Source organism: Pseudomonas sp. Z003-0.4C(8344-21) (assembly GCF_900104975.1).
GTDB lineage: Bacteria > Pseudomonadota > Gammaproteobacteria > Pseudomonadales > Pseudomonadaceae > Aquipseudomonas > Aquipseudomonas granadensis.
On record NZ_LT629756.1, the window covers coordinates 5,563,406 to 5,575,463 of the forward strand.

13 protein-coding genes are annotated in these 12,058 nt (G+C 61.1%); 7 read left to right on the forward strand and 6 right to left on the reverse strand.

Features of this window, described 5'->3' with window-relative positions; genetic code table 11:
• Positions 1 to 16: 16 nt before the first annotated feature.
• Positions 17 to 1,108 carry a calcium:proton antiporter gene (locus BLU24_RS25150; RefSeq protein ID WP_093104983.1) on the reverse strand — a complete coding sequence of 364 codons (1,092 nt, stop codon included), beginning with the start codon at positions 1,106 to 1,108 and terminating at the stop codon, positions 17 to 19.
• A gap of 287 nt (positions 1,109 to 1,395) precedes the next feature.
• On the opposite strand from BLU24_RS25150, the gene BLU24_RS25155 reads away from it, so the two are divergent.
• The 3 genes from BLU24_RS25155 to BLU24_RS25165 all read left to right on the forward strand — a co-directional run bounded on the left by BLU24_RS25155 (position 1,396) and on the right by BLU24_RS25165 (position 4,611).
• Positions 1,396 to 2,469, forward strand: a complete 1,074-nt coding sequence (locus BLU24_RS25155) for a BMP family ABC transporter substrate-binding protein (RefSeq protein ID WP_093104988.1) — start codon at positions 1,396 to 1,398, stop codon at positions 2,467 to 2,469.
• Positions 2,470 to 2,611: 142 nt separating this feature from the next.
• Positions 2,612 to 3,577 carry a 2-oxoglutarate and iron-dependent oxygenase domain-containing protein gene (locus BLU24_RS25160; protein WP_093104992.1) on the forward strand — a complete coding sequence of 322 codons (966 nt, stop codon included), beginning with the start codon at positions 2,612 to 2,614 and terminating at the stop codon, positions 3,575 to 3,577.
• An 80-nt stretch (positions 3,578 to 3,657) separates the two neighbouring features.
• The gene (locus BLU24_RS25165; RefSeq protein ID WP_093104996.1) at positions 3,658 to 4,611 is read left to right on the forward strand and encodes an adenosine deaminase; all 954 of its coding nucleotides are present in this window, start codon (positions 3,658 to 3,660) and stop codon (positions 4,609 to 4,611) included.
• Positions 4,612 to 4,731: 120 nt separating this feature from the next.
• On the opposite strand, the gene BLU24_RS25170 is transcribed toward BLU24_RS25165, so the two are convergent.
• The 3 genes from BLU24_RS25170 to BLU24_RS25180 form a co-directional block, all read right to left on the reverse strand.
• Positions 4,732 to 6,114 (reverse strand): MFS transporter, encoded by a 1,383-nt coding sequence (locus BLU24_RS25170; protein WP_090281174.1) that lies wholly within the window; start codon positions 6,112 to 6,114, stop codon positions 4,732 to 4,734.
• 141 nt (positions 6,115 to 6,255) lie between these two features.
• Entirely contained in the window at positions 6,256 to 6,987 is a 732-nt protein-coding gene (locus tag BLU24_RS25175; RefSeq protein ID WP_090281171.1) for an ArsR/SmtB family transcription factor, read from the reverse strand.
• 317 nt (positions 6,988 to 7,304) lie between these two features.
• Positions 7,305 to 8,234, reverse strand: a complete 930-nt coding sequence (locus tag BLU24_RS25180) for a LysR family transcriptional regulator (RefSeq protein WP_093105000.1) — start codon at positions 8,232 to 8,234, stop codon at positions 7,305 to 7,307.
• A gap of 120 nt (positions 8,235 to 8,354) precedes the next feature.
• Here BLU24_RS25180 and BLU24_RS25185 point away from each other — a divergent pair, with 120 nt between their 5' ends.
• The 3 genes from BLU24_RS25185 to BLU24_RS27865 all read left to right on the forward strand — a co-directional run bounded on the left by BLU24_RS25185 (position 8,355) and on the right by BLU24_RS27865 (position 10,028).
• On the forward strand, positions 8,355 to 8,648 hold the full coding sequence (locus BLU24_RS25185; protein ID WP_093105004.1) for a putative quinol monooxygenase: 294 nt from the start codon (positions 8,355 to 8,357) through the stop codon (positions 8,646 to 8,648).
• 31 nt (positions 8,649 to 8,679) lie between these two features.
• A complete protein-coding gene (locus BLU24_RS25190; protein ID WP_093105008.1) occupies positions 8,680 to 9,693 on the forward strand; it encodes a zinc-binding alcohol dehydrogenase family protein in 1,014 nt (337 codons plus the stop codon).
• A 161-nt stretch (positions 9,694 to 9,854) separates the two neighbouring features.
• On the forward strand, positions 9,855 to 10,028 hold the full coding sequence (locus tag BLU24_RS27865; RefSeq protein WP_172833298.1) for a hypothetical protein: 174 nt from the start codon (positions 9,855 to 9,857) through the stop codon (positions 10,026 to 10,028).
• Between the two features lie 6 nt (positions 10,029 to 10,034).
• Here BLU24_RS27865 and BLU24_RS25195 read toward each other — a convergent pair whose 3' ends face one another.
• On the reverse strand, positions 10,035 to 11,237 hold the full coding sequence (locus tag BLU24_RS25195) for a multidrug effflux MFS transporter (RefSeq protein ID WP_093105012.1): 1,203 nt from the start codon (positions 11,235 to 11,237) through the stop codon (positions 10,035 to 10,037).
• 88 nt (positions 11,238 to 11,325) lie between these two features.
• Positions 11,326 to 11,523: a heavy-metal-associated domain-containing protein gene (locus BLU24_RS25200; protein ID WP_093105016.1), complete on the reverse strand. Its 198-nt coding sequence runs from the start codon at positions 11,521 to 11,523 to the stop codon at positions 11,326 to 11,328.
• A gap of 147 nt (positions 11,524 to 11,670) precedes the next feature.
• On the opposite strand from BLU24_RS25200, the gene BLU24_RS25205 reads away from it, so the two are divergent.
• Positions 11,671 to 12,054: a hypothetical protein gene (locus BLU24_RS25205; RefSeq protein WP_090281155.1), complete on the forward strand. Its 384-nt coding sequence runs from the start codon at positions 11,671 to 11,673 to the stop codon at positions 12,052 to 12,054.
• The last annotated feature ends 4 nt before the right edge of the window (positions 12,055 to 12,058 follow it).

The following is a 12,058-nucleotide window of genomic DNA, read 5'->3' on the forward strand; positions in this document are numbered from 1 at the left end:
ATTTGTTTGTGGTGTTTCAGAGGCCGAGCAGGGACAGCATGATAAACGTCGCAAACAGCACAAAGTGGGTCATGCCTTCGATGGCATTGGTCTCGCCGTCGTTGAGGTTGATTGCGCTAACGATCAGGGTGATGAAGATCATCACCGTCTGCACCGGGGTCATCGCCATCTGAAACGGCTGGCCGGTGTACAGCGCCATGGCTTCCATCACCGGCACAGTCAGGATCACCGTCGACAGTGACGCCCCCATCGCAATATTGACCACTGACTGCATGCGGTTTGCCAGTGCCGCGCGCAATGCCGTGAGGATTTCCGGCGCCGCCGAAATGGCCGCCACCAGAATCGCCGTGATCACCGGCGGCGCCCCGGTGCCTTCCAGGCCGAGATCAAGGGTCTTGGACATGATCTCGGCGAGCGCACCGATCACCACCACACCGCCGACCAGAATGCCGATCGACAGGCCCAGGCTCAGCGGTTTCGGTTCTTGCTCGATCGGTTCTTTCTTGCGTCGCTTGTCCGGGTAGCTGTAGCTGAAAAAATAGCTGTGCGGCCCGACCTGCATGCGCAGGAACAAGGCGTAAAGCACCACCATCGCGCCAATGGTGAACGCCGAATAGAGCTTCCAGTTTGCTTCGGGAATAAACTCCGGCACCACCATCGACACGCCCATCGCGGTGAGAATCATCACGCTGTAGCTGCGCGCCGAGTCGTCGTTGTAGGACTGTTCGCCATGCTTGATCCCACCCATCAGCGCAGCGAGGCCGAGGATGCCGTTGATGTCGAGCATTACCGCTGAATAGATCGTGTCACGCACCAGCGTGGGCGAGGCTTCGTTGCTCATCATGATCGCCAGAATCACCACTTCCACCAGCACGGCGGCGAGGGTCAGGATCATCGTGCCGTAAGGATCGCCGACTTTTTCCGCGAGCAGTTCGGCGTGATGGGCGACGCGCATCGACGCGGCGACGATGAAGCCGATCAGCACCAGCCCGCCGACCAGCGCGACGATCTGGCCGCTGTGCAGCAACCAGTGTTCCAGCGGATAAGCAATGCACGCGGCAATGATTGCCAGCAGCAGAAAGCTTTCTTGTTTGAGGATCGAGAACATGGCGGGCCTTTTGCCGAAAGGAGCTGATGAAGCTACTGACTGCCGGGCGGCGCTAACGTTTCGTTACATCTTCGCGCACCAAGCCATGGCGGTGCTTCGGCGGGTGCACCTTTATCGGCCCTGATGGCCCTATCGCGAGCAGGCGAAGGCCTACATTTGAAATGCATTCCCCTGTAGGCCTTCGCCTGCTCGCGATAGCCATCACACAGTTCCGGATTGTTTGTTGTCCTGTTGGTCAGCAATTTGCATTGGCCCTGGGCACACACAACAAAACGGAGCTCCACTTCATGCAAATACGTCCGCTGCACAAACTGCTGTGCGCCGCCATCGGTCTGGGCATCAGCCTGAGCGCCAGCGCTGCCGATCCGCTGAAAGTCGGTTTCGTTTACATCGGCCCGATCGGTGACCACGGCTGGACGTATCAGCATGAACAGGGGCGCAAGGCGCTGGCGGAAAAGTTCGGCAGCCAGATCACCACCAACTATGTGGAGAACGTCGCCGAAGGCGCCGATGCCGAACGGGTGATCCGCAACATGGCCAAGGACAAGTACGACCTGATATTCACCACCTCCTTCGGCTACATGAACCCCACCGTGAAAGTCGCCAAGCAGTTTCCCAAGGTGACCTTCGAACACGCCACCGGCTACAAGCAGGACAAGAACCTTGGCACCTATCTGGCGCGCACTTATGAGGGGCGTTACGTCGGCGGCTTCCTTGCGGCAAAGATGACCAAAAGCAAAAAGATCGGCTACGTCGCCTCGTTCCCGATTCCGGAAGTGATCCGCGACATCAACGCCATTCAACTGGCCCTGAACAAATACAACCCTGGCACCGAGATCAAAGTGGTCTGGGTCAACTCGTGGTTCGATCCGGGCAAGGAAGCCGATGCAGCCAACGCGCTGATTGATCAGGGCGTCGACGTGGTGTTCCAGCACACCGACAGCCCAGCGCCGATTCAGGCCGCGGAACGCCGTGGCGTGTATGCAGTGGGCTACGCCTCGGACATGGCGCACTTCGGGCCGAAAGCGGTGCTGACCTCGATCGTCAACGACTGGGCGCCGCACTACATCCAGGCGACGCAAAGCGTGATCGATCACACCTGGAAACCCCAGGATTACTGGGGCGGGCTGAAAGAAGGCACGGTTGAGTTGCCGATCAGCGACCTGGTGCCGGCACCGATGAAAGCCGAAGCCGAGCAGATCATCGCTGACATCAAAAGCGGTGCGCTGCAGCCGTTCACCGGGCCGATCAAGGATCAGGCCGGCGTGGAGAAAATCCCGGCGGGTGTGAGTGCAACGAATGCCGAACTGGCATCGATGGACTACTACGTGGAAGGCATGAAGGCCGAAATGCCGAAGTAATCTCAGCCCCACCACCATTCCCCTGTAGGAGTGAGCCTGCTCGCGATAGCGGTGTGTCAGTCTAGGTATCCGCTCATGACACACCGCTATCGCGAGCAGGCTCACTCCTACATCTGATCTTCAGCGTGTTCAAGGATTGCGTATGAATCAGCTTCCGATCATCGACATCAGCCCGCTCTACGCCGACAACGAAAACGCCTGGCCCGCCGTCGCCGCGCAAATCGATCAGGCCTGCCGCGAGTGGGGCTTCTTCTACATCAAGGGTCACCCGATTTCCGCGCAGCGCATCAGGGCCCTGCTCGATCATGCGCAACGCTTTTTCGCCCGGCCCGCGGCGGAAAAACTCCAGATCGACATTACCCAGACTCGCCATCACCGCGGCTACGGCGCCATCGCCACCGAACAGCTCGACCCGGACAAACCCAGCGATCTGAAAGAAACCTTCGACATGGGCCTGCACCTGCCCGCTGATCATCCCGAGGTACTCGCCGAAAAACCGTTGCGCGGGCCTAACCGCCATCCGGCGCAGGCAGGCTGGGTTGAATTGATGGAGCAGCATTACTCAGACATGCAGGCGCTGGCGCAGACGCTGTTGCGGGCGATGACCGTGGCGCTGGGGATCGAGCGCGACTTTTTCGACAACCGTTTCGTTGACCCGGTCAGCGTGCTGCGCATGATCCACTATCCGCCGCGCCACACCGCCAGTTCTGCCGAGCAGCAAGGTGCCGGCGCGCACACCGATTACGGCTGCATCACCCTGCTTTATCAGGACAGCGCCGGCGGCTTGCAGGTCAAGAATGTAAGGGGCGAATGGATCGACGCGCCGCCGATTGACGGTACCTTCGTGGTCAACCTCGGCGACATGATGGCGCGCTGGAGCAACGACCGCTATCGCTCGACACCGCACCGGGTGATCAGTCCGCTCGGGGTCGACCGCTATTCGATGCCGTTCTTTGCCGAGCCACATCCGGACACCCGCATCGAATGCCTGCCCGGTTGCCAGGACGCACAGCACCCGGCGAAATATCCGACCACCACCTGCGCCGAATTCCTGCTGTCGCGCTTTGCCGATACTTACGCTTACCGGCGTGAGCAAGAGGCGGTGTGATGGATCGCTTGGTCAGGTTTTGCCAATTGTTTCGGCGAGCATCTGTAGAATGCCGTCATTGCACCTGATGAGAAAAGACTATGTACGACTGGCTCAACGCCTTGCCGAAGGCTGAACTGCACCTGCATCTGGAAGGCTCGCTGGAGCCCGAGCTGCTGTTCGCCCTGGCCGAGCGCAACAAGATCGCCCTGCCGTGGAACGACGTGGAAACCCTGCGCAAGGCCTATGCCTTCAACAACCTGCAGGAATTTCTCGACCTGTATTACCAGGGCGCCGACGTGCTGCGCACCTCGCAGGACTTCTACGATCTGACCTGGGCCTACTTGCTGCGCTGCAAAGAACAGAACGTGATTCACACCGAACCGTTCTTCGACCCGCAGACCCATACCGACCGTGGCATTCCCTTCGAAGTGGTGCTCAACGGCATCGCGGCGGCGCTGAAGGATGGCGAGACGCAACTGGGCATTACCAGCGGTTTGATCCTGAGCTTCCTGCGCCATCTGAGCGAAGCAGAAGCCGAGAAAACCCTCGATCAGGCGCTGCCGTTCCGCGATGCGTTCGTTGCGGTCGGCCTGGACAGTTCCGAGATGGGCCACCCGCCGAGCAAGTTCCAGCGCGTGTTTGATCGCGCCCGCCATGAAGGCTTCCTGACCGTCGCCCATGCGGGTGAAGAAGGCCCACCGGAGTACATCTGGGAAGCCATCGACCTGCTGAAAATCCAGCGCATCGACCACGGCGTGCGCGCCATCGAAGACGAGCGCCTGATGCAGCGGATCATCGACGAGCAGATTCCGCTGACCGTCTGCCCGCTGTCGAACACCAAGCTCTGCGTGTTCGATCACATGTCGCAGCACAACATTCTCGACATGCTCGAGCGCGGCGTAAAGGTCACGGTGAATTCCGATGACCCGGCGTACTTCGGTGGTTATGTGACCGAGAACTTCCATGCGTTGCATGAACACCTCGGCATGACCCAGGATCAGGCCAAGCGCCTGGCGCAGAACAGCCTGGATGCGCGCCTGGTAAAACCCTAAGCCTCACCGCAAATCCCTTGTAGGAGCGAGCCTGCTCGCGATGGCGGTGTGTCAGTTGGATTATTTTTATCTGACACTCCGCTATCGCGAGCAGGCTCACTCCTACAATTGGATCTGTGTTTAGCCTGGGATTTGGGTTTCAGTCAGCTCCTCAAGGGTTTTGCCCCGCGTCTCCATTCCGAACAGCCACACCACCCCCGCCGCGATTGCAAAGCATGCCGCGCCCAGCGCAAACACCCCGCCCTGCCCGGTAATCGGGAATACCAGCCCGGTGACCAGAGGTCCGAGCAGCGAGCCGACCCGGCCAATCGCCGAGGCAAAGCCTGAACCGGTGGCGCGTGCCGACGTCGGGTACAACTCGGGCGTGTAGGTGTAGAGCACCGCCCACATGCCGAACAGAAAGAACTGCATCAGCAACCCGGTACTGATCAGCAGCGCGACGTTGCCGCCGAACACCGCACTCTGCCCGTACAGAAACGCCATCACGCCCCCGCCAAGCAGCGTTACGATGCACACCGGTTTGCGCCCCCAGCGCTCCACCAGCCAGGCGGCCATGAGAAAGCCCGGAATCCCGCCCAGCGAAATCAGCACCGTGTAATACACCGACTGCGTCACGGCAAACCCCGACTGTTGCAGCAACGCGCTGAGCCACGAGGTCAGCCCGTAAAAGCCGAGCAAGGCGAAAAACCACAGGCTCCAGATCATCGTCGTGCGCTGGCGATACTGCGGCGACCAGATCTGCTTCAGCGCAGCGAAGAAATTGCCCGGTGGCGTCACGGTGCGCGGCAAGCGCAGCGGTTCAGGTAGTGCCGCACCGCCAAGCGAAGCACGCACCCGCGCTTCAATACCGTTCAACACCTTGTCCGCGTCGGCGTCGCGCCCGGCCTGTTCCAGCCAGCGTGGCGACTCGGGAATGAAAAAGCGGATCGCCAAAACAAACACCGCTGGCACCGCCAGCACCAGAAAGATGTCGCGCCAGCCAATCACCGGCAGCAGAAAGTAAGACAACACGCCGGCCGCGACGAAACCGAGCGGCCAGAAACCATCCATCAAGGCGATATAGCGCCCGCGACGTTGCGCCGGAATCAGCTCCGACAGCATCGACTGGGCAATCGGGAATTCCATGCCCATGCCGATCCCCAACAGGATACGGAACAGGGTCAGTGTCTCGACCGTTTGCGCCGTCGAACACAGATAACTGGCCACGCCCCAGAGCACGATGCTCCACTGAAATACCGGCTTGCGTCCGAAGCGATCGGCGAGCATCCCCGACAGCGAGGCGCCCAGCACCATGCCGAAAAAACTCGAACTGGCGAGCAGTCCGGCCTGTGCGCTGCTCAGGCCGAACTCGGCTTTGATCGAGCCGAGCAGGAACGTCATCATCGCCAGGTCCATGGAGTCGAAGAAAAACGCCAGGGCGATGATGATGAAAATGATCCGGTGATAACCGCTGATCGGCAGGCGTTCCAGACGTTCTGCCGCGCTGTAGCGCTGTGTTTGCATGCTGCTTCCCCCCTCCGAAATATCCCCGGAACGAGTGTGCGCGATAGCGATTCGGCGTTGCTGCTGGATGCGACCTGTTCGCAGCCATCAACGACGCGAGATACGCAGGTGCAATTCGGGCAGCCTGCGTACACCGCTCTGCTACGCCAGTTCCAGCTCGGTGTCTTTGGCGAAACGGTGCAATTCGCGTTGCCCGGTGGCCGTCAGTTGCAAGGCTCGGGAGTCGTTGGGCAACGTCAGCCAGCCGGACTGCATGAACAACTGCAGCAATGCCGCGCCGAGTGAACCGCCCATGTGCGGACGCCGCTCACTCCAGTCCGGGCAGGCACAAGCCACTTGCACGTTGCGATGGGCCAACGCCTGAATGAACACGCCACGGTCGGCCAGCAACCTGGCGCCCTTTTGGGTCACCGCGACGCGATGCTCCAACTGCTCGACCCAGCCGGCATCGAGCAGGCGCTGGTACAGATCGGCGGCCAGCGTACCGCCCAGGTGATCGTCACAAAACCGTGCGCGCAACAGCGACGACGGTGCGGTCTGCGGTTTGGCCAGCGGCGTGCTGCGCTTGAACACCTCGGGAACCTCGCGCGGCGCACTGGCGATGGTGGCGCTGGCGAGAGCTTCTATCGCCGCGCCGACCTCGGGCGCCGCGAGGCGGAAAAACCGCTTGCGACCACGGACTTCGACCCTCAACAGACCACCGGTGGCCAGGCGCGTCAGGTGCGCACTGGCCGAGGACGGCGATAGCCCCGCCTGTAGCGCAAGCTCCTCGGTCTGCCGCGCCGCGCCATCCATCAACGCCCACATCATCGCGCTGCGCTTGGGGTCGGCCAGCAACGTGGCGATCTGGCTGATGCAAGGTGCATGTTCCATGTGTTCACTCCCTGTTGAATCGTATCGTCTACTGCTCGGAGACATCTTGGCCGGTAATCAGTCGTCGGCCAAGACGCGAAAATCGCCATGAACCGGGGCGAGGCAAGCCACTGACGCAGCCTGTCTCGGCACAGCACCCGCAGCAGATGCGCGACCGTCACGCCAGTACGGGCGACGGGGTGCGAAGGTCTCCGGGCCGGGGTGGCGGTGCTGGCATGAGGCGGGCGCTAGTATAAGCGGGTTAGGCGCCGCGTCCTGCGCTCGGGCCTGCACAGTTGGTGATTGTTGCTGAGAGAAATTTCTCTATTTACCTGCGACTAATGATCAACTTTTGAAAAAACGCGAAATTGACTACTCAATTCAGCGCAACGGCTGGCGAGCATGTCGCGCAGAAGGTTCACCGGCTTACTCAATTGTGCGCGATGAGCGCACAACAGATTCAGCGGTGCGCGCTCACAGAGCAGTTCCGGCAGCAGCACCTTGAGGCGCCCGGCGAGTACATCGGTGCCAACGTCGAGCCAGGATTTATAGGCGATCCCGGCACCCGCCAGTGCCCATAAGCGTACGACGTCGGCGTCGTCACTGAAACGGTCGCCGTTGACCGTCAGGCCGACTTCGCGCTTGCCGTCATGAAAACTCCAATGGTCATGAACGCGGCTGCCGAGCATGTACAGCAGGCAGTTGTGCTGAGCCAGTTGTTCGAGCTGGCGCGGCTCGCCATGCCGGGCGAGGTATGCCGGGGATGCACAAAGCACACGCCGGTTGTGCGCAGCAATGGGCAGCGCGACCAGGCTGGAATCCTCCGGTTCGCCGTACCGCAAGGCGATATCCACGGGCTGGCGGAACAGATCGGCGATGCGGTCGCCGAGCAGCAAGCGCACGGTCAACCGCGGGTGCTCGCGCTGGAACTCGTCGAGCCAAGGCAGCAGCAGGTTGCGGCCGAAATCCGACGGCGCGGACAGCTGCAAAATCCCGCTGACCTGATCCTGGCCACTGGCAAGCAGGCGCCGACCTTCATCGAGATTGCTCAGCGCCGCGCGTGCGTATTCAAGAAATCCCTCGCCCTCGGCGGTCAGGCGCAGACTGCGGGTCGAGCGCGCGAGCAAACGAGCACCCAATTGCTGCTCGATGCGCTTCAACGCCGCACTTGCCACCGCGGCAGACATGTCCATCACCCGCGCCGCTGCGGACAGGCTGCCCAGATCCGCCGCGCGAACAAACAACTGCAGGTCATCGAAACGCAGCATCCTCAGCCTCGATTATCAAAATAAAATTGAAAGAGACTGCTGTTTTAGCCGGTTTTATCGCCAACAGAAATAGCGAATCATCTCTCCATCGATTTTCTCGCCGCGCAAATGGAGCCCAACATGTCCCAGCCCTTCACGGCCATCGCCACCCTGACCGCCAAACCCGGCCAGCAGGACGCCCTCGAACAAGCCCTGCGCACGCTGGTTGCACCGAGCCGCGCCGAGGCCGGTTGCGGCCAGTACGACCTGCACCGCGACCTCGCCGACCCTCAGGTTTTTTACGTGATCGAGCAGTGGGCCAGTGAAGAGGTGCTACAGGCGCACAACGCCAGTGCGCACTTCCAGCAGTTTCAGCGCAATGCCGGCGACACCATCGAACACTTCCAGCTCAAGCGCCTCGGCGCGATTGCCTGATTTCTTCTTCCATTAACGTACGGAGCCTTTCATGAAAGCCATCGCCTATTACGCATCCCTGCCGATCAGCGACACCAACGCCCTGCAGGACACCGAACTGCCGGAACCGGTCGCCGGCCCGCGCGACCTGCTGGTGGAAGTCAAAGCCATTTCGGTCAACCCGGTCGACACCAAAGTGCGGCAGAACGTAGCGCCGGAAAACGGCGCTGCGAAAGTGCTGGGCTGGGACGTCGCCGGTGTGGTCAAGGCAGTGGGCAGCGACGTGACGCTGTTCAAGGCCGGCGACAAAGTCTTCTACGCCGGCTCCATCGCCCGTGCCGGCGGCAACAGCGAGTTGCATGTCGTTGATGAGCGCATCGTCGGTCACATGCCGGAAACCCTCGGTTTTGCCGAAGCCGCCGCGCTGCCGCTGACCGCGATCACTGCCTGGGAATTGCTCTTCGAGCGTCTGCAAATCAGCGAAGGCAACACCGACGAAGGCCAGAGCCTGCTGATCGTCGGCGCGGCCGGCGGGGTCGGTTCGATCCTCACGCAGTTGGCGAAGCAACTGACCGGCCTGAAGGTCATCGGCACCGCGTCCCGCGAACAGACCCGCGACTGGGTCAAGGCGCTGGGCGCCGATGTAGTGATCGATCACAGTCAGCCGTTGAGCGAAGAACTCAAGCGCGCCGGCCTCGACAGCGTGACCCACGTCGCCAGCCTGACCCAGACCGACCAGCATCTGGAGCAACTGGTCGAGGCGTTGGCGCCGCAGGGCAAACTGGCGCTGATCGACGATCCGAAGTCGCTGGACGTGAGCAAACTCAAGCGCAAGAGCCTGTCTCTGCACTGGGAGTTCATGTACACCCGCTCGCTGTTCGAGACGCCGGACATGTTCGAGCAGCACAATCTGCTCAACCGCGTCGCGCAACTGATCGATGCCGGCACTTTGAAAACCACTGTCGGCGAACACTTCGGCACCATCAATGCAGCCAACCTGCGTCGCGCCCATGAACTGCTGGAAAGCGGCAAGGCCAAGGGAAAAATTGTTTTAGAAGGTTTCTGAGAAAACCGGAGCTCGCAGCCTGTGCCAGCGCTAGAGCGGCTGGCAGGGCTGCGAGGTTTTTTGCCGTCAGTCCGATGCCCAGGCGTTGTCACAATTGCGATCGTATTCAGGTCTACAATCGAAGCCTCTGCGATACATCTTTTACGCAAGGGAGGTCAGCAATGAAGATCCTGATAAAAGAAGTGGCAAAGTCTCAATGGCAGGTTCGCCTTGACCAGCATGTCGTGACCTTTCGCAGTGAAGCCGAAGCACTGGCTTTCACTCGCACCCTCGAAGCGCGACTGTGCGCGCCCCATCGCATTCCCGAATACAGCCAGCAGCGCGCTGCCGGCTGAGACTGTTTACGCCTCGGCCTGGGCTTGCGCCAATGCCCGGGCATTCTGCAGGCGGCGGGTGAGCAAAGCGACGCTGACTACCAGCAACCCGCACAGGCTGATGACCATGGCCATCGGCACGGCGCTGCCATCGTGCAGTACACCCACCAGCGCGGCCGCACCGGCGGCGATGCTGAATTGCAGACAACCGAGCATTGCCGACGCGCTGCCGGCCCGCGCCCCTTGGCCGTTCATCGCACAGGCAGATGCGTTGGGGATGATGCAACCGAGGCTGGCGATGCAGATGAACAACGGAATCAGCAACGGCCACAAGGCTTCCGGCCGCATCGCGCCGACCGCCAGCAAGGTAAGCCCTGCGAGAAAGTACACCCACACCGCACGCACCAGCAGAAACGCCGGGCCGCGCTTGGCCAACAGCCGCGCATTGACCTGCGCCACCAGAATGAAACCCGCCGCGTTGGTGCCGAACAGCCAGCCGAAATGCTCGGCAGGCACGCCGTACAACTTGATGAACACAAACGGTGAACCGGCGATGTAGGCGAACATGCCGGCGATGGCGATACCGCCGGTGAGTGCGTGGCCCAGATAAACCCTGTCCTTGACCAGTCGCGTGTATTGGCGCAGCGCGCCCGACAGTGGCTGGCGCGGTACGTGTGCCGGCATGCTTTCCGGCAGGCCAAGCGCCACGGCCAGAGCCGCGAGGGCGCTGAAACCGGTCAGCACCAGAAAGATCGACTGCCAACCGCTGGTATTGACCAGCAGCCCGCCGAGCATCGGCGCCAGAATCGGTGCCAGGCCCATCACCAGCATCAGTTGCGAGAAAACCTTCGCCGAGCCCACCGCATCGCACTTGTCGGCGACCACCGCACGGGAAATCACCATGCCCGCGCATCCGCCGAGCGCCTGGACGAAACGCGCGCCGATCAGCCATTCCAGACTCGGCGCATAGGCACAGCCCAATGACGCCAAGGTGAACAGGCCGACGCCGCTGAGCAATGGAATCCGCCGGCCGAACCGATCGGAAATCGGCCCGTACGCCAGTTGGCCCAGCGACAGGCCGAGGAAGTACGCCGCCAGCGTCAGCTGTACATGCTGCTCATCGGTGCCGAACGCCAGCGCCATGGCCGGAAATGCGGGTAAATAAAAGTCGATCGCCAATGGACCGAAAGCGCTCAAGGCGCCAAGTATCAAAATGGTACGAAAGTTCATCGGGCATCCAGGTGGGCGGGTCGCAGCCCGACAGTCTAGCTGCGCCCGGACGCCTTGAACATTCCGATAGCTCGCTAACGAAAAAAATTCAGACGAGCTTCACCGGATAACCTTCTTCGCTGATCGCTTCGATGATCTGCGCGGCATCCAGCTGGCTTTCGACGCCGACTTCTTTAGCGGCCAGGTCGACGCGCACGCTGGCCGCCGGATCCCTGGCCTGCACGGCGTTGGTGATGGCTTTGACGCAATGGCCGCAAGACATGTTTTGAACGTTGAACACTTGCATGCGATGTCCTTTGAGTGAGGTTGCCGGCAGTTTCGAGCTTGCCACGATGGCAAGGTCAAGTTCTGGCAAAAACTGCCGGGCTGGCAATCGGCGCCGCGCTCGGCCAAGCTGCGTACATCAATGACTTAAATTGCAGGAGATGCAGCCATGCGCTGGTCAGCTTTCAGCCTGTTTGGCTTTCTCGGTCTTTTCGCCGCCGCCGCGCCTGTGCAGGCTGTCGGGGAAGATTACGCGGTACTGATCATTTCCCGCGAGCGCCTGGAAGTGGCGACCTCGTGCGAAATTGGCGTGTACATCCAGGATCAGCTGTCGGCGCGGCTGTTTCAGGAGCAGAGCACTTCGTTCAACCTGCCGCCGGGCAAGGTTTCGTTGCGCTTGAAGCTGTTGCCGGGACAAGTACCCGGTTGCAATCCGGGCTTGCTCGCACCCGGCTCGCAGGAAATAAAACTGCAAGCGGGCGATATACAGAAATACCGGATAGCGATGAATCAGGAAGGCATGTACCTCAAGCGCGCCGATCTCGGTTACTGAGCCG